Origin of the sequence: Proteus sp. FME41 (genome assembly GCF_014897315.1) — a bacterium.
Classification (GTDB): domain Bacteria; phylum Pseudomonadota; class Gammaproteobacteria; order Enterobacterales; family Enterobacteriaceae; genus Proteus.
The window spans coordinates 119,923-137,802 of record NZ_JABUYL010000001.1 but is presented as its reverse complement, the minus strand read 5'-3'; the positions used below and the strand labels follow the sequence as shown (position 1 = coordinate 137,802).

The window sequence follows — 17,880 nt, the reverse complement described above, 5'->3', positions numbered from 1 at the left end:
CAATCCTTTATTTTTCTGACTAAAAAGACAATTCGTTATACCAATCTAATAGCTCAGTTTTAAGCTGATTTGGTAATACTGAACGATGACATCCCACTATTGCACCAGCCAATGACAATAAGAGTTCACTATTTTTTAAATGATGGCTATGTATTAGCTTTAAATAACACGCTTTCGCACCTATCAAGCGAAGTTCTTCAACTTTATTAATACCTATTTGATTCAGTTTCTTCTCTAATATAACGCCAAGGTTAGGTAAGTCCTTTATGCGGCAAGGCCTTTTTCGTTGACCTAAATACTCTTGAATACTGTAGTGATATGACAGATCAATATATTGATCCAATTTTTGCTGATTCTCCCATAAAGTATCTGTTATTTGATAATAACGTAATGTGATAGGGCTCCCTTTCTTTAGGTAGACATAGGCTTCCATTTTTGTTGCCTTATAGAGCGTCTCTAAAAAACCACTTCCTTTCAGATAAAGTTCGTTATCTGTTGTGATAGCAAACATAACGTCATCAATCATTAAACTAACACCACCAAATTGAGACTTCGTTGTTAACTCTCCATATTTCGCAATACGCGATAATAAATGAGCGTTCCTTTGCTCAGGTAAAAATGACATTAAAACTCCAATAACACTATTGATATTAATTTTTTATCTTTGAATTCAAAAACATGCAAGTAGATATTACAAGGGGACAATAAAGACTTTCCTTTTTATTGCCAATAGTTAACCGTTAGAAAAGGGGAATTTACATAAAATTTGAGAGGAACTTTCAAAAAATTGATCTTGATTTAAGCGAAATTTAGGGATACTGTATATTCATACAGTATATATTAGAACGAGGTAACCATGAAAATCTCAACATCATCTCCGACAAGACAAAATACTATTCTCCAAGAGATCTCGAACGAGGTATTGCCTCTATCTATCCCTTTAATAAAGACTATCTCTGAGAATGATAATAAACAAGGTATGGTGAGTGAACTTCTCTATCAAAACCCACTCGTCATTAATCATATTTTGTTGCCATTACTGAAACAGTATAGTCATGAATCACGTTGGTTACTGTGGCTTAATCCACAACAAAAACTAAATCGCTCTTGGCTAAAAAAAGCAGGTTTGCCACTTAATAAAATAATTCAATTAAATCATATCAATATGATAACTACGGTCGATTTAATGGAAAAAGCATTAATGAGTGGTAATTACAGTGTTGTTTTAGGTTGGCTACCCGAAATATCACCAGAAGAGATGAAAAAATTAGAACAGGCTGCCAGCAAAGGTAAAACTCTCGGCTTTATTATGCGACAGCAAATCAACGCAAATATCCATTTAGAAAGTACTAATACACCTAAACGACATTTAAATTCCGTAAAAATTCATTCAATTCACTACCATTAGTGAAATTTAAGAGTTTTCCTAATACTCAAAACACCCTTATATCATTTAAGATAAGTTAAAAGTATTTATAACCTAAATCATAGAGTTACAATAAATTTAACAAAAATACAGAATCTTCCCCATTGTGGAATAAGGCAGATCTTTTTAAAATTTTAAGTCGAATTTTAAAGGATTACTTGTAACTTTTTAAGTTCATTGTAGACTTTATGTCGTTAAGGTTATGCTTTAAATCCCATTTTTTGGGATCATCATTTGATGAAAGCATTGGATTCCTAACAATAATTTAACCAAGGGCAAATAATAAGGCTTAAAGCCAAATGCCTAACTTGGATGATAACGAGGCGTAAAAATGAAAAAGACAGCTATCGCATTAGCAGTGGCAGTGGCAGCTTTCGCAACTGCAGCGCAAGCAGCTCCAAAAGACAATACCTGGTATACCGGTGGTAAATTAGGTTGGTCTCAATACCAAGGTACAAGTAATCATTTCGGTGATACTTCTATCGGTAACGGTAACACTCACCGTGATCAGTTAGGTGCAGGTGCATTTGCTGGTTATCAGTACAACCAATACTTAGGTTTTGAACTGGGTTATGATTGGTTAGGTCGTATGACTTACAAAGGTTCATATGATAACGGCGCATTCCGTGCACAAGGTGTCCAATTAACCACTAAATTAAGCTATCCAGTAATGGAAGACTTAGACGTTTATACACGTTTAGGTGGTATGGTATGGCGTGCAGATTCATCTGCAACTAAAAACGCAACTTCAGCATCTCCAGCTCAAGAACGTTTTTCTAATAACGATACTGGTGTTTCTCCAGTGTTTGCATTAGGTACTGAATATGCGATTACTCCAAACATCGCTACCCGTGTTGAATATCAATGGATCAACAACATCGGTGATAAAGGTACTCTGAATGCACGTCCAGACAACGGCATGCTGAGTGTTGGTGTTGCTTACCGTTTCAACCAAGAAACGCCAGCACCAGTTGTAGCGCCAGCACCAGTTGTCGCGCCAGCACCAGTTGTTGAGAACAAAACCTTTACTCTGCGTTCAGACGTTTTGTTTAACTTCAACAAATCAACTCTGAAAGCTGAAGGTCAAGATGCTCTGAATGGTCTGTATTCTGAACTGGCTAACATCGACCCAACTCAAGGTCGTGTCGTTGTTATCGGTTACACTGACCGTATCGGTTCACAAAACTATAACCTGCCTCTGTCAGAAAAACGTGCTCAATCTGTAGTTGATTACCTGGTTTCTAAAGGTATCCCTGCAAACAGCATCTCTGCAGAAGGTCGTGGTAAAGAAAATCCAGTTACTGGCAACACCTGTGACAACGTTAAAGCTCGTTCAGCTCTGATCGATTGCTTAGCGCCAGACCGTCGTGTTGAAATCGAAATCCAAGGTACAACTGAAGTTGTTGTTCAACCTGGTAAATAATTCAGATAGTAGATTAATCTACTGTTGATGAATTCAAAACCCTGCCAATGGCAGGGTTTTTCTTTATGGGTATAGGTATATGAAATAAAGAGATATAAACCAAGATACAAGAGAATTGTTGTATAACGGTAGGTAAGATTTAATCCCCTACGCCCTGACGAACAGGGAGATAACGCGTACTGAGTAAAGTAGGTATGAAATATTACAATAAAAATTGAGGATAAAAATAAACCTCAATTAACCAAAAGAAAATATTATTTATTTACCTTTATCTCGTTCTAGTAACTCAATTAATCCATCTTTTAAACTATGTACTTTGAGTGCATATTGTTCTTTGCGTTCAGCATCTTCAATTAATTGCACTATCGTCTCTGATAATGTTATTCCCCGACGCTGAGATAAAGCCGATAAACGTTGCCAAACCTTAAATGTTAAATCGATAGATTTTTTACGTGTATGCTGATGCTCTGCATTAAAATAACGTTTTCTACGGGCCCTGATAGTTTGTTTCATCCTATTTGATAACTCAGGATTTATATGTAAGTCTATCCACTCTATTACTTTTGATGGTTGTGATTCGATAAGTAACAATTTCTCAACCACTTCATCAGCCGCACTTTTTTCAATATAACGGGTAATTAATTCACCTTCACGGTGTTTTTTTACTAGATAGGCCCATTTCCAGCCGCATTCTAGGTTCTCTAATTGTTGATATTTCATACAAACCCCCGTGACAACGTAACTATATAGTAGTTTATCAACAATTTTACAAAAATACTGCCACTGAACCGAAATTTTTAGCCTATTTTATAGGCGAAGTTATTTTAGATAATCTTTTTTATCAATTAATAACAAGATTTGATAAGGGATAGTTTTCTGAGCACATTATGATAGAATCGAGCGTCGCTACCCTAAAACCATAATGGCTATTTATTAGCTTGTTGTTATAAGTAGTAGCAATACATATTCCCTGCCTACGCAGTTGATGACAGTTAAAGAACCGTCTTATTGCAGGATAGATATCGCTATACGGTATCTAAATAAATCTCTTTTCACTAACCAATAATAAAAACGGTAACCTTGAAAAACAACGAATTAGAATGGCAGGCGTTACGCCCTAATTACGCCTCCTATCAGACTTTCTTTCAAACAGCATCTCAATTACCTGCATCTCTACTTCGTGAGGTTCAACCTCGCCTGTATGAAAGCCTACAATGGCTAAATAATGCAGATTCAGGTCAATTTATGCTGCTTAAAGCCGATGATTCTGCTGCGTATTTTGATATGCTGACTGATACATTGACACAATCAGAAATCAAAACCTATCCAGTTGTTGGTGCTTATCAAGCAGAATCAAATAAACTCTATTGGCAAGAAAATGTACAAGGTGCATTTTCATCATCAGAATCCATTACTTGCTGCCAGTGGATAGAACCCGAACAACTTTTTGGCTCATTTTATTACCATAAGAATGAAGTCACTGTGAGCCCCGGTTTACTGCATAAAGTGAATGGTGGCGTCTTAGTTCTCTCTATTAAATCTTTATTAGCACAACCATTAATGTGGTTCCGCCTTAAAAAAATGGTTGAAGAACAACGTTTTGAATGGTTAGTTTGGAATGATAATCAATCCTTACCTTTGCCCATTGAAAGCATGCCTCTCAATCTGCGCGTTATTCTAGTTGGTGATAGACTCAGTCTTGAAGAACTTGAGTTTATGGAACCCGAGTTTAGTAGTAATGCTTTATATGGCGAATATGAATATGACATGTATTTAGAAGACGAAAATGCACTTTCTCAGTGGTGCGGTTTTGTGAATACATTATGCCAAAAATATCACCTCCCTTCTTTATCAGCCGATGCATGGGAAGTGTTGTTAACACAAGCGGCAAGACAACATGAAGATCAGCTGATATTGAGCTTAGATTTAGAATGGATCTTACGTCAACTTCGTTACGCTATGCGTTTTAATCATGATGCTTATCTAAATGCTGATGCATTAAAAAAAGCTGAAGAAAATCGCTTATGGCGGCATAGTTATCTATTAGAACGTAGCCGTGATGAAATTCTACAAGATCAAATTATGATACAAACAGAAGGCGAAGCTGTTGGTCAAATCAATGGGCTTTCTGTCTTAGATTATCCTGGTTATCCTGATTTAATTGGTGAACCCACTCGTATTACCTGTGTTGCTCATATTGGTGATGGCGAATTTACGGATGTTGAGCGAAAAGCAGAGCTTGGTGGTAATCTTCATGCTAAAGGGATGATGATTATGCAAGCTTACTTAAACTCAGAGTTACGTTTAGACCAACCACAGCCATTTAGCGCTTCTATTGTTTTTGAGCAATCATATGGTGAAGTTGATGGTGATAGCGCCTCTCTGGCTGAATTATGTGCATTAATTAGTACGCTTGCACTGCACCCCATTGACCAACAAATTGCTGTAACTGGTGCTGTTGATCAATTTGGTCAGGTTCAACCGATTGGTGGCGTAAACCAAAAAATCGAAGGCTTCTTTGATATTTGCCAACAAAGAGGATTAACCGGATCACAAGGTGTCATTATCCCTCTTGCGAATATTCGTCATCTTGTGCTAAATGAAAATGTACAACAGGCAGTAAAAGAAGAGAAATTTCATATTTGGCCCGTAACCCATGTAGCAGAAGCAATAATGCTACTGACTCGTCAGCCATATTATGAAGAACAAGGCGAACCAGAACAATCTGACGCACACCTGTTAGCTGTTATTCATGACCGTATAACACTTGCAAATAACCAAGATAGACCTAAGTTACCTTGGTTCTTACGGTTATTCAGATAATTCTGTTTCAAGTGATCGGAGTTGTTCAGCGTACAAGTGTAAGCTATTCTGTTGACTTACACATGATAAAGGCTATATAGACAATGGTTGATAAACGCGAATCTTATTCTAAAGAAGACCTCATTGCTTCAGGCCGTGGTGAATTATTTGGCCAAGATGGCCCACCACTGCCATCGGGTAATATGCTAATGATGGATCGCATCATTAAAATGACGGAAGATGGCGGCACCCATAATAAAGGCTTTATCGAAGCAGAATTCGATATCAAGCCAGATTTATGGTTTTTTGACTGTCACTTTGTCAATGATCCAGTAATGCCAGGTTGCTTAGGCCTTGATGCTATGTGGCAACTTGTTGGCTTCTATCTTGGTTGGCTTGGTGGTGAAGGTAAAGGCCGCGCACTCGGTGTAGGCGAAGTTAAATTTACCGGACAAATATTACCAACAGCAAAAAAAGTTACCTATAAAATTGATTTCAAGCGTGTTATCAATCGTAAACTGATTATGGGTATTGCCGATGGTGAAGTGTATGTTGATGGTAAGCTGATTTATGAAGCAAAAGACTTAAAAGTTGGCTTATTTAAAGATACAACTGCATTCTAAGTTCGATAATAATCCGAATCTATTATAAAAATACCGTGTAACATAAAGTACACGGTATTTTTTTATCTACACTAACAGTGTATTTATTTTCTTTATAAAAAACAGATCATATTCAATTCAGTTTTTATCAACACAAACCGTCGATTGCTTATCTTTTAGACACTGAAAATGATGCTTAATTTTAGCAGAGAAAAATAAGCTATATGTGAGATAAACAAATAAACCGGCTAAAAATAAAACACCTAATACTTCACCTGAATTTTCTGCTTGATTACTACCATTTGTATTATCAAATGCATTTTGAATTCCAATTATTATTGCGATAGTGATCGGAAACATTGATATACTCCAGAATATTTTCAGCATCATTGGTGCTATTTCTTTCTTCATAAAAATAACAAAAAGTGTAATAACATATAAAGTAGGGAGTGAAAAAGTTTGTATCATACTCCACAATATAGAAAGAGAAGCTATTAAATTAAAATTCGCACTATTTTTTATAAATACACTCAATAAAGTCGAAACACTAGTAAATGAAGACATTAATTGCCCTAGTGTGAAAAAAGTAAAAGCAATTAATATTATCCATAATGAGATTGGTTTTTTCATTGAAGTCTTCCTTGTAAATAAAAGTCGCTATAATAAATTAATCTATGTATAGTGTCATTAAATTAGTAAATGAATTTTATATATAAATATAAGCTTAAGTTAAGTGAGCTTTCTTATCATAAATAAATATGATACTAAAAATTTATATCAACTTAGTACAAGTAGATTATGTTAAGGAATAATCGTATGGATATGATTATAAGCGCAATTGTAGAACTCTTTAGCTTTCTTATTGAACTTACTTTTTTTCTTTGTAAAGCCATTGGCTATCGTCTCACGATTTTATTGATTATATTTATTTGTATGTATGCTAGTCAATTCGATATAAAATGGATCTTAGGCTTTTCTATAACCTCATTATGTTTATATAGCCCAAACTTATATAAATTATTTAAAAAATCAAAAGAAAACCTTTAAGTTAAATTAGTTTTTATAAAAAGAAAATTTAAGGAAAATAAGTGATTAACAAAGGAAAAGTATCTAAAAAAATAGGCAGACTTTATGTTTTATGGTGGCATATTTTTGATATTTACATCTTTTATAACTTGGTTTACTTCAGAAAAAATTGATTGGCTATATAATTCCGTCAATACAATACTTGCTATTTTTCTTACTGTTTATGGTTTTCGCTTACGTAAAAATTTTCATGAAATAAAATTAAAAAAGTAATGATAATATAACGTAAAAAGGCTTACAAAATATGTAAGCCTTTTTTATATCCAAATTAATCGTTTGTTATTTATACTCAAATTGTCCTATGCTCAATATGTACATAGGAATGTATATAAATAACCCTCGTTTTGATTGTCGGTAAAATCTTAGTGATAATATTTAATATAGCTAAAAATAAGCTATTATCTATTTCACTACGACGGGTTATTTATTTTACCAGACTCGGGCGATCTTCCATCGCCTGTCGCCAACCTCCAAGCCAATGTGAACGCGCATCAATGGCGAAATAAGGGCAAAGTTCTTTTGAACGACCTTGCATACCAGCTTGATAACCTTTCGATAATGCTCTTGCTAAACGATCTCGTTTCTGTCTTTTCATATCTAGACAACCCTCACGTTCTAAGTTTAAGCGGAAAGATAATGATTGTTTTTTCAACAACCACTATAAATTGATACGCTTTATTGAGCATTTAAGCAAGTAAAGAAGTTAATACAAATGTCATATTTGTGATATTGAGCCAACCGCAAGTTTAATAACTATTGTTATCATTTATTTTATTTAATGTTTTTATTAAAATATTATCTAGTTTTTTAATAAGTTACATTGCAGATAAATATAACCTATTGATATTTTAAAACAATAAAGAAACAAAAAATATTTTTTCCATTTTCATTTCATAAAACCAAAAAATCAAGTAAGACAAAATGATGTTTTAATTTAAAATTATGTCAATATAAGACTTGGTTTATAAATATAACTTTTTGCTCTATTTTTATTTTTTTGTAGAAAACTCTTTTTAATTACCTTTGTTTTATTAAGGAATTAGCTATTATTGAAAATAAAATAGGCTATTAACACCACTTACATACTTCTATTAATTCAAACTCTTCAAATACCAACTCCATATCTTCTGAAAAATGACCTTCTCGATTAAAGAAGGCTTTATGTCCTTCTTGCCAATATGCCAAACTTAAATCCCCTTCGCCTTCTCTCTTAGCCAATTCTTCGGTGACTTCATTAAATCGGATTAGTTGCAAAGAACGTGTTCGAATAACACAAATAGGCTCATTTTTACTATTTAGAATAATGCTAAAGCCCCCAATAACAGGAATAACGCTGTCACTAAAAAAACCATTTAATGAGCTACACGTTGCCGTTTTTTTTCCTTCTACCACCAGCATAGCAAGCTCATCCGCTAACTGAGCATTATCCCCAAATGACCAACTGATCGCAGTGGGATATTTCTTTTTAAGGCTTTCTAACATACTGTTTCCTTTTTTTGTTTTTTAAATAAACAAAACCCAATACCCCACTTAAATATAATTTAAGAGAGTATTGGGTTTTAATAAACGTAATGCTAAATCAGTTAGTATTGCGCTTGAATTGCTTTCGCGATATCAGAGACAACCTGTTCCCAACCTTGCCCTAATGTGCGTACTAAAGCGGGATAACCATCTTCTGTTTGTGTCAACACTAATGAAAATGGCTGACTAATAACCTTATTGTCTACAGCATAAATCCAATCACCTGAAATAATGACTTTTCCGTCATACCGACCTTGGAAGTAATTAACAGTTACTGTTAATTTCGCCAGCTTATCTTCAACTGGCTGATTAGCAACAACCGTATCAGGCAATGATTTAGTCAACCCCGAAATAAGATTTTGTTGTAATTGCTGATCAAGTGGGTTGATCCATAAATGTTGGTTCGCTACGGTATAGTTAATATCCGTTGTTTGATAAACAATTCCTGCACTTACTAGCATATTAGATAAGCGGATCGGCTGAACCCAGATTTGAGGCTTCTTCGCTGCTTGTATTGTCGTTACTTCTACTGATACACCATTCTGGTAAATATCAGGTAACTGATAATACGTTTTATTAGTCTGGCTTGAACATGCCGTTAGCATCAATACAAATATTCCAATGATGTATTTCATCATTTCTCAGCCCTCTTTGGTTCTGGATCTTTACCTTCCTTCGCTTCGAAAATCAATGCGTTGCTCTTATTGTTCAATGTTTTCAATAAAGGCTGCATCTCTCTTAACACCTGATCAAGCTGTTGCATGTTATCGATCATTTTTCCGTATGCAGGAGAACCGGGTTGGAAGCCTTGCATACTGCGATTGATCTCTTTCAATGATTGTTGGATATCATTAGGGAGGTTTCTAAATTCATCACTACCAATCATGGCATTCAATGCTTTTAACGTTTCTTTAGCCTCAGTGACTGCTTTTTGACTTTCAGATAATGTCGCTGTCATCTCTTTGAGCATTGGCTCAACAGGAAGATTGTTTATCTTATCAAGTGATGTCATCACTTTTTGCTGGATCTGCGCTAAACCTGAACTTACGGTAGGAATTTGTTGGAAACCCGCGACTTCTTGAGTCCCTTCCCATTTGGTTTCATCCGGATAGAAATCGAGGTCAATATACAACGCACCCGTTAAAAGGTTTCCTGATTTCAATGACGCTCTTAGTCCATTATTAGAAGCAGAGGATATTTCTTTAACAAAATCAAAACTTTCACCAACATCATTGGCAAAACGTTCTGGCTCAACATGAATAAGTACAGGAATACGGAAATCTTTATCCAGTGATTGTTGCATACCTTTCGTGTAATAAGGCACTTGAACAACGGTTCCCATCCGAATTCCGCGGAATTCGACCGGAGCACCTGCTTGTAATCCTCTCACTGAATCAGAGAAGAACATGATGTAGCTACGGTAATCGGTATATAACGAGTTTTGAATGCTCTTTTCATTATCGTAAAGCTTAAATTCAGTTTTAGGTGCAATTTGTTCACCAGGTAACCAACCAGGAGGAACATCAAAACTCACGCCTCCACTAAAGAGTGTAGAAAGTGACGCCATTTCAACTCGTACACCCGATGAAGACATATCAAAGGCAATACCTGAATCTTTCCAGAATCGAACATTGGATGTCACCATTTTGTCATAAGGGGCTTTGATAAAGAGTTGGTAATGCATGTCTCGACTATCAATGTTGAACTCACTGGTTTCAACTGAGCCAACTTGATAACCTCTGAATAAAATCGGATCACCTGCATTTAATTGGCCCGCTCTTTCGCTGACTAAATTAATGCGGATACCCTTAGCATCCGGTGAAGCAAGCGGAGGGGCATCAAGGAGATTAAACTCATCTTTTTCTTTACCAGTTAATCCTGGTTGTAACTCAATATAAGCACCTGAAAGCAAGGTTCCTAAGCCAGTTACACCATCTTTGCCTATTTGTGGCCTTACAACCCAGAATGCTGTGTCAGTACGTAATAACTCGTTCATGCCTGTATCAAGACGTGCATTGATAATAACGCGGCTAAAATTACTGTCGAGTGTGACACTTTCAACTAAGCCAATATCTACACTACGGCTTTTAATTTTGGTTTTACCCGCTTCAATCCCCTCGGCATTATAGGTAATTAATGTAACTTCTGGGCCTTGATGGCTGAAATGATAATAAAGTATCCATGCACCAATCAGTAAAGTGACTAGAGGGATAATCCAAACTGGAGACCAGCTTTTTAATTTGTTAATTTTTGCTTCCTCGAAAGCAGTTTCATTCTTTTCAGTCACCCTTAGGCTCCTTAATCATGGGGTTATCATCATCGGCTGTACACTTATCCCACGTCAACCGAGGATCAAACATCATTGCAGAGAACATAGTTAACACGACGACCAATGCAAATAGCACCACACCAAAATCAGGGTAGATGCTCATCAGACGTCCCATTCTGACTAATGAAGCTAAAACCGCGATAACGAAGACATCGATCATTGACCAACGCCCGACATATTCAACAACTTCATAGAGAAAATGCATTCTGGCAGGATCTCTTTTACCTTTTGATTTATGCGCATCCCAACATAACCAAGCAATCGCGATCATTTTTAAACTGGGCACCATAATACTGGCAATAAATATCACCATGGCAACAGGATAAGAACCATCTTCCCATAACAAAATAACCCCAGCCATAATGGTCGAGTAAATATTATTGCCCAGAGATTCAGTCACCATAATAGGTAATAAATTAGCTGGGATATAAAGGATTAATGACGTAATCAGCAGAGAGACTGTCCATTGCAAACTTTTTGGTCTTCTTGCGTGTCCTTTAACTTCACAACGACTGCATTCATATTGTGAAACTGGCAAAATTGCCGTGCAGGAACGGCATAATCTAACCCCTTGCTTTAGGCCTGATTTGCCTGACTCTATATCAGGATAGGCAGGACGAGGCTCTAACTTCTCCCATAATGTATGCCTATCAAGGCATTGGAAAGCACGAATTTGAAATAAGCAATAAAGCACATAAGGTAAAAAACTTAATCCTAAACCAATATCACCATATGCCATTAATTTAACAAAACTGACTAAAATTCCGGCAAGAAAAATTTCTGCCATACACCATGATTTAAGTTGGAATAAAATACGAGATAACCAGATTTGTAACTTCCTAGGTAATTTAATCGGTGTGCAAAGTAATAAAATTGCCAACATACAAAAGGCAGGCACAATCTGGACAAATAATAAGAAAAAAGCCCCCAGTTCGATGTAATTTTCACTAAACATCACGTTTGGGATTTGCATCAGAGTAATATTATTGGCAATACCTGCAACTTCCATGCTCACAAAGGTAAATTGACTCGCCATAAATAACATAAATAATGCACTGATTGCCAATGCAACAGGCTGATAAAAAGGCTGACGCCAACGAGCTGTTAATACCGAGTGACAACGAGGGCATGTGGCTTTGGTTCCTTGCGCTAATTCAGGAACATTGACCACCAGATCGCACTGAGGACATAATATTTGCTCATGCTTATGTTCATGACGATGTTGTTGACCAGAGCACACAGCGACACCTCTTATTTTTGATAATCAATAAAAGAACATTCAATCTAGTAAGTAAAACGGGGCATCATGCCCCGCTTTCAATCGGTTATTCACCGTTTTGCATTATTTCCAGCTCTTGCCATCTATCAAAAGCGGTCTCAAGCTCTTGTTCTTTGTCTGCCAGCGCCTTTAGCACTTTTTCTGTCTCTTCGTGAGGACGAGTAAAGAAATCTGACGCACTCACTTCTTCTTGTAACGCACTTAACTGCGTTTCTAAACTTTCTAACTTAGCAGGAAGTTGTTCAAGCTCACGCGTTAAATGATAACTTAACTTGTTACCACTACGAGTGTTTTTTTTGGCGCTATCTTTAGTTTTGGCTTCTTTTTCAGCTTTTTCTGGTGCATTACGTGGTTTATTTTGATCATTTTTCAATGAAACAGTCTGTGCTCTTTGTTGTTGAGCATCAAAATATCCCCCCACGTAACTATTAATAACGCCATCGCCTTCAAAAATCCAACATTCAGTAACACTGTTATCAACGAATTCACGATCATGGCTGACGAGTAAAATAGTTCCTTGGTACGCATCCACCAGCTCTTCCAATAATTCTAATGTTTCAACATCCAGATCATTGGTTGGTTCATCGAGGATCAGTAAATTACTTGGTTTTAAGAATAAACGCGCAAGTAATAAACGGTTTCTTTCACCGCCAGACAGAGCACGAACAGGTGTCATCGCACGCTTAGGCGGGAACAAGAAGTCTTGTAAATAACCTAATACATGGCGAGGACGACCATTTACCATGACTTCTTGTTTACCTTCTGCAAGGTTGTCCATGACTGTTTTATCAGGATCAAGTGCAGCACGATGCTGATCGAAGTAAGCAACTTCAAGCTTAGTACCACAATGGACTCGTCCACTGTCTGCTTTTAAGTCACCTAACATCAGTTTTAATAGCGTCGTTTTGCCACAACCATTTGGCCCAACTAATGCAATTTTATCACCACGTTGCACCTTGGCAGAAAAATCACGAACCAATTTACGTGTTCCAATACTGTAATTAACCTCTTCCAGCTCAAACACAATTTTGCCCGATCGAGTTGCTTCTTCGACTTGCATACGTGCACTGCCTAATACATCACGGCGTTCACTACGTTCAACACGCAGTGCTTTTAAAGCGCGTACACGCCCTTCATTACGAGTGCGTCGTGCTTTAATACCTTGACGTATCCATGTTTCTTCTTGTGCTAACTTGCGGTCAAACTCTGCATTTTGTTGCTCTTCAACACGCAAGGCTTCTTCTTTGCTTTCAAGATATTTATCGTAATTTCCCGGCCATGATGATAAATGCCCCCGATCCAGATCGATAATACGGGTTGCCATATTACGGATAAATGAACGGTCATGGGAAATAAACACAATACTTCCTTGGAAATCTTTTAAAAATTTCTCAAGCCAAAGAATGGTTTCGATATCAAGGTGGTTTGTTGGTTCATCTAAGAATAAAACTTTAGGTGCGCTGACTAAAGCACGCCCTAACGCCGCTTTTCTTAACCACCCTCCCGATAAAGAAGAGAGTTCAGCTTCACCATTTAAGCCTAGTTTTTCTAGCACTTCAGCAATGCGGCTATCAAGCAACCATAAGTTACGGTTATCAAGCACTTCTTGCAGTTCAGCCATTTTATTGAGGTTTTTATCCGAAGGATCAGTCTCAATCAGCTTAGAAATATGATGATAATCTGTTAAGTATTTAGCGTCTTCTTCAACCCCTTGTGCCACGAAGTCAAAAATAGTGCCTTCAATATCTCTTGGTGGATCTTGTTGTAAACGAGCAGTCACAAGATCTTGCTCATAAATAACTTGACCATCATCTAAAGGTTGTTCTTTAGATAACACTCTTAATAGCGTTGATTTTCCTGCACCATTGCGCCCAACTAAACAAACGCGTTCATTTTCATCAATAAATAAATCGGTGCTATCTAATAAGGGGGCATCACTGAAAGATAAATAAGCCCCAGTCAAACTAATTAACGGCATTGTAAATTATTCCTCACCAGCATGAGTTAACAGCCAGCAATTGTGGATTTGTCGGTTACGCGCAAAATCTTGCGATAATGTTTTCTGTGTTATCTCTTTTGCGGATAATCCTATTTTTGCTAACTCGTCATATTCCATTTTGAATCCACGTTTGTTATTTGAGAACATAATTGTTCCGTCTTTTCTCAACAAACGTTTCAGATGTTTCATTAATTCAATATGATCACGTTGTACATCAAACGTGTTTTCCATTCGTTTTGAGTTAGAAAACGTAGGTGGATCGATAAAAATCACATCAAATTGTTCATGACTTTGCATTAACCATTGTAAGCAATCCGCTTGCATTAAACGGTGTTGTCTACCCGACAGGCCATTTGCTTGAAAGTTTTTCTCAGCCCATTCAAGATAGGTACGTGACATATCAACAGTCGTTGTACTTTTTGCACCACCAATGCCGGCATGAACAGATGCGGTACCGGTATAAGCAAAAAGGTTTAAGAAATCTTTTCCTTTACTCATCTCACCTAGCATTTTTCGTGCAATACGGTGATCTAAGAACAGCCCAGTATCAAGGTAATCTGTTAGATTTACCCAAAATTTTGCACCAAACTCATTAACTAAGAAAAAATCACCTTTTTCTGCCATTTTTTCATATTGCAGTTTGCCTTTTTGACGCTGGCGAGTTTTTAAAATAAGTTGATCAGAACGTAATCCTAAAACTTCCATTGTCGCACTAATTACATCAAACAAACGTTGGCGTGCTTTGTGTTCATTAACTGTTTTAGGTGGTGCATATTCTTGAATAACAACTTTTTCGCCATAACGGTCTACAGCAACATTATATTCAGGTAAATCAGCATCGTATAAACGATAACATTCAATTTGCTGTTGTTTGGCCCATTTTGCGAGTTTTTTCTCATTTTTACGCAAGCGGTTTGTAAAATCTTCAGCAAGTCCTGTGTTAATCGTTGAAGGGGTATCAGAAAGTAGATAATTCTTCTGCACACAATCAAGTGGACCATTTTTCGCTTTAAACTCACGTTCAGCACGAAGTTGAATGCAACTTAACAATTCGGGTGATGCACTGAACAGTGATAATCTCCAACCTGGAAAATGCGCTTTTACCGCTCGTCCTAATTGACTATGCAGTGCAATAAGTGCGGGTTCACTTTCTAAACGTTCACCATAAGGTGGGTTACTGATTATTGTCCCTTTGATTTCTGCTGAAACAGGGTTTGTTAGTTTTGCCGCATCACCGTGAGTAAAGGTAATTAAATCAGCGACATCAGCTCTGCGCGCATTGGCTCTTGCCATATCCAATACACGTTTATCAACATCAAAACCATAAAAACGGGCGGTTGTATTCTTTTTGCCTTCACGAAAACGTGTGAAAGCTTCATGAGTGACTTCTTTCCATAACGCTTCATCATGACCTAACCAATGGCGAAATCCCCAGTGCACACGATTTAATGCAGGAGCACAATCTGTTGCCATCATGGCAGCTTCAATTAATAACGTTCCTGAGCCACACATTGGATCAATTAATGGTGTATCTGTTTTCCAACCTGACCGCATAATAATCGCGGCAGCTAAGTTTTCTTTTAAAGGTGCTTGCCCCGTTAAATCACGATAACCACGTTGATGTAAACCATCACCACTTAAATCTAAAGATAAAGAGGCTTTTTCTTTGTGAAGATGAATAGTTAAGCGGATATCAGGAGATTGCTTAGCCACATCAGGGCGTTGCCCTATTTTACGTTGGAATGCATCAACGATGGCATCTTTCGCTTTTAATGCACCATATTGACTGTTACGAATAACGTCATTTGTGCCATTAAAATGGATAGCAAAGGTCTGATTAACAGTAAAAATCTCACTCCAATCAATTGCCTGCACACCAAGATATAAGTCTAAATCGCTGTAAACATTGAATTCATTTAACGGAAGAATAATACGCGACGCTAAACGACTCCAAAGTAAAGACTGATACATGGTTTTATCATCAGCACGAAAATAGACACCGCCTTGTGTTATCTGGCAAGCCTGAGCACCAAGGTGTTCAAGTTCAGATTTTAAGAGTTCTTCCAGACCTCGGCCTGTGCTGGCAAACAGAGAGCGCATAGTATTGTTACCACCTAAAATAAAATTGTTGGGCATTATAGCTAATTGTATTACGTTGTCATAAAGTTACTGGCTATAAAAAATAATAATGTCTTTTGGGAGCACCGATGATCAACGTTTCACGCCTTTATATACACCCAGTTAAATCCATGAAGGGAATTCGACTTTCTCATGCTTTTGCTCGTGAGAGCGGATTCACGTTTGATCGTGATTTTATGATAACCACGCCTGAAGGGACGTTTATCACCGCACGAAAATTCCCCGTTTTGCTGTGCTTTATTCCCACTGTCATGGCAAATGGTATTTATATTCAAGCACCTGATGGTGAGGGTATTGCTATCACCTATCAAGATTTTGAGACCACATTGCAACCGACAGAAGTTTGGGGTAACCATTTTACCGCGTATGTGGCACCAGATGAAATAAATCAGTGGTTCAGTCGTTATTTAAAAATGGATGTTCAACTTCGTTGGACTGGTGAAAAATCGACACGCCGAGTGAAAAAAAATCCAGAAACCGCTGTTTCTTTCGCTGATGGTTACCCTTACTTATTAATCAATGAAGCCTCATTTCAATACTTACAACAACGCTGCCCTGCTTCAATTAATATTGAGCAATTTCGAGGTAATATCCTCATAACAGGTGCAAAGCCTTTTGAAGAAGATACTTGGCAGACTATTCGTGTTGGCTCTGTTGTGATGGATCTGATGAAACCTTGTAGCCGTTGCATCATGACCACAATTAGTATTGATAAAGGCGTTAAACATCCTAACACAGAACCACTTGCAACACTGCAAACATTCCGTAGTGATGAAACAGGTGATGTCGACTTTGGTCAAAATATCATCATTCGCCAAACAGGTATTATTCGTGTAGGAGATACTGTTGAAGTATTAGCTTATAAAGAGGCAAAACAGTATCTTGTAACAGCACCTGTTGAAACACAAGCAACACCTATGGTTGAAAACTCACAAGAACAAACTGTCAGCATTGAATTTAACGGTGAGGTTTTCGAAGGTAATAACCAAGAAGTCCTGTTAGAACAGCTTGAAAATAATGGTTATACCATTCCTTATAGTTGCCGGGCGGGTCTTTGTGGCTCTTGTGTTATCCAACTAGATGAAGGTGATGTTAATGCATTAAAAGCTGGAGCAATTAAACGTTCAGGTAAAATTTTAGCCTGTAGCTGTGTTCCTAACGGTAATGTGAAACTTTCATTTAAAGATAATAAAAATCAAATTGATATGAACAAATAAATTAAATAAAAAACTAAATATAAACACAGTTATGTATGATATATATCGTTATCAGTA

The 17,880-nt window shown here is 37.0% G+C and carries 15 protein-coding genes; 5 read left to right on the top strand and 10 right to left on the bottom strand.

Annotated features, from left to right (window positions below):
• Positions 1-19 precede the first annotated feature (19 nt).
• Positions 20-625, bottom strand: coding sequence for a TfoX/Sxy family DNA transformation protein (locus tag INT04_RS00560; protein WP_193014231.1), 606 nt, complete (start codon positions 623-625; stop codon positions 20-22).
• A 231-nt stretch (positions 626-856) separates the two neighbouring features.
• Here INT04_RS00560 and sulA point away from each other — a divergent pair, with 231 nt between their 5' ends.
• Positions 857-1,408 (top strand): SOS-induced cell division inhibitor SulA, encoded by a 552-nt coding sequence (gene sulA / locus INT04_RS00555; protein ID WP_193014230.1) that lies wholly within the window; start codon positions 857-859, stop codon positions 1,406-1,408.
• A gap of 349 nt (positions 1,409-1,757) precedes the next feature.
• Positions 1,758-2,849, top strand: coding sequence for a porin OmpA (gene ompA / locus INT04_RS00550; protein WP_193014229.1), 1,092 nt, complete (start codon positions 1,758-1,760; stop codon positions 2,847-2,849).
• 258 nt (positions 2,850-3,107) lie between these two features.
• On the opposite strand, the gene matP is transcribed toward ompA, so the two are convergent.
• Positions 3,108-3,569 carry a macrodomain Ter protein MatP gene (gene matP, locus INT04_RS00545; protein WP_193014228.1) on the bottom strand — a complete coding sequence of 154 codons (462 nt, stop codon included), beginning with the start codon at positions 3,567-3,569 and terminating at the stop codon, positions 3,108-3,110.
• A gap of 360 nt (positions 3,570-3,929) precedes the next feature.
• On the opposite strand from matP, the gene INT04_RS00540 reads away from it, so the two are divergent.
• A complete protein-coding gene (locus INT04_RS00540; protein WP_193014227.1) occupies positions 3,930-5,672 on the top strand; it encodes an AAA family ATPase in 1,743 nt (580 codons plus the stop codon).
• Between the two features lie 83 nt (positions 5,673-5,755).
• Positions 5,756-6,274 (top strand): bifunctional 3-hydroxydecanoyl-ACP dehydratase/trans-2-decenoyl-ACP isomerase, encoded by a 519-nt coding sequence (gene fabA / locus INT04_RS00535; RefSeq protein ID WP_023581351.1) that lies wholly within the window; start codon positions 5,756-5,758, stop codon positions 6,272-6,274.
• Between the two features lie 117 nt (positions 6,275-6,391).
• Here fabA and INT04_RS00530 read toward each other — a convergent pair whose 3' ends face one another.
• The 8 genes from INT04_RS00530 to rlmKL form a co-directional block, all read right to left on the bottom strand.
• Positions 6,392-6,883, bottom strand: coding sequence for a hypothetical protein (locus tag INT04_RS00530; RefSeq protein WP_193014226.1), 492 nt, complete (start codon positions 6,881-6,883; stop codon positions 6,392-6,394).
• 880 nt (positions 6,884-7,763) lie between these two features.
• Positions 7,764-7,934, bottom strand: a complete 171-nt coding sequence (rmf, locus tag INT04_RS00525; protein ID WP_023581348.1) for a ribosome modulation factor — start codon at positions 7,932-7,934, stop codon at positions 7,764-7,766.
• A gap of 473 nt (positions 7,935-8,407) precedes the next feature.
• Positions 8,408-8,821, bottom strand: a complete 414-nt coding sequence (locus tag INT04_RS00520; RefSeq protein WP_193014225.1) for an ASCH domain-containing protein — start codon at positions 8,819-8,821, stop codon at positions 8,408-8,410.
• A gap of 101 nt (positions 8,822-8,922) precedes the next feature.
• The gene (gene pqiC, locus INT04_RS00515; protein WP_226944489.1) at positions 8,923-9,498 is read right to left on the bottom strand and encodes a membrane integrity-associated transporter subunit PqiC; all 576 of its coding nucleotides are present in this window, start codon (positions 9,496-9,498) and stop codon (positions 8,923-8,925) included.
• A complete protein-coding gene (gene pqiB / locus INT04_RS00510; RefSeq protein WP_193014224.1) occupies positions 9,495-11,147 on the bottom strand; it encodes an intermembrane transport protein PqiB in 1,653 nt (550 codons plus the stop codon). Before pqiB ends, pqiC begins: the two co-directional genes overlap by 4 nt.
• On the bottom strand, positions 11,140-12,429 hold the full coding sequence (gene pqiA / locus INT04_RS00505; protein WP_193014223.1) for a membrane integrity-associated transporter subunit PqiA: 1,290 nt from the start codon (positions 12,427-12,429) through the stop codon (positions 11,140-11,142). Before pqiA ends, pqiB begins: the two co-directional genes overlap by 8 nt.
• 85 nt (positions 12,430-12,514) lie before the next feature.
• Positions 12,515-14,446, bottom strand: coding sequence for an ABC transporter ATP-binding protein (locus INT04_RS00500; protein ID WP_193014222.1), 1,932 nt, complete (start codon positions 14,444-14,446; stop codon positions 12,515-12,517).
• Positions 14,447-14,452: 6 nt separating this feature from the next.
• Positions 14,453-16,567 carry a bifunctional 23S rRNA (guanine(2069)-N(7))-methyltransferase RlmK/23S rRNA (guanine(2445)-N(2))-methyltransferase RlmL gene (gene rlmKL / locus INT04_RS00495; RefSeq protein WP_193014221.1) on the bottom strand — a complete coding sequence of 705 codons (2,115 nt, stop codon included), beginning with the start codon at positions 16,565-16,567 and terminating at the stop codon, positions 14,453-14,455.
• A gap of 107 nt (positions 16,568-16,674) precedes the next feature.
• Between rlmKL and INT04_RS00490 the strand changes: the two genes are divergently transcribed.
• Complete coding sequence (locus tag INT04_RS00490) at positions 16,675-17,823, top strand: YcbX family protein (protein WP_193014220.1); 1,149 nt, start codon at positions 16,675-16,677, stop codon at positions 17,821-17,823.
• Positions 17,824-17,880 lie beyond the last annotated feature (57 nt).

Bases quoted from the DNA above. Each gene is read 5' to 3' on its own strand.
- INT04_RS00560 (WP_193014231.1), bottom strand. From the start codon at position 625: ATGTCATTTTTACCTGAGCAAAGGAACGCTCATTTATTATCGCGTATT.
- sulA (WP_193014230.1), top strand. From the start codon at position 857: ATGAAAATCTCAACATCATCTCCGACAAGACAAAATACTATTCTCCAA.
- ompA (WP_193014229.1), top strand. From the start codon at position 1,758: ATGAAAAAGACAGCTATCGCATTAGCAGTGGCAGTGGCAGCTTTCGCA.
- matP (WP_193014228.1), bottom strand. From the start codon at position 3,569: ATGAAATATCAACAATTAGAGAACCTAGAATGCGGCTGGAAATGGGCC.
- fabA (WP_023581351.1), top strand. From the start codon at position 5,756: ATGGTTGATAAACGCGAATCTTATTCTAAAGAAGACCTCATTGCTTCA.
- INT04_RS00530 (WP_193014226.1), bottom strand. From the start codon at position 6,883: ATGAAAAAACCAATCTCATTATGGATAATATTAATTGCTTTTACTTTT.
- rmf (WP_023581348.1), bottom strand. From the start codon at position 7,934: ATGAAAAGACAGAAACGAGATCGTTTAGCAAGAGCATTATCGAAAGGT.
- INT04_RS00520 (WP_193014225.1), bottom strand. From the start codon at position 8,821: ATGTTAGAAAGCCTTAAAAAGAAATATCCCACTGCGATCAGTTGGTCA.
- pqiC (WP_226944489.1), bottom strand. From the start codon at position 9,498: ATGATGAAATACATCATTGGAATATTTGTATTGATGCTAACGGCATGT.
- INT04_RS00500 (WP_193014222.1), bottom strand. From the start codon at position 14,446: ATGCCGTTAATTAGTTTGACTGGGGCTTATTTATCTTTCAGTGATGCC.
- rlmKL (WP_193014221.1), bottom strand. From the start codon at position 16,567: ATGCGCTCTCTGTTTGCCAGCACAGGCCGAGGTCTGGAAGAACTCTTA.
- INT04_RS00490 (WP_193014220.1), top strand. From the start codon at position 16,675: ATGATCAACGTTTCACGCCTTTATATACACCCAGTTAAATCCATGAAG.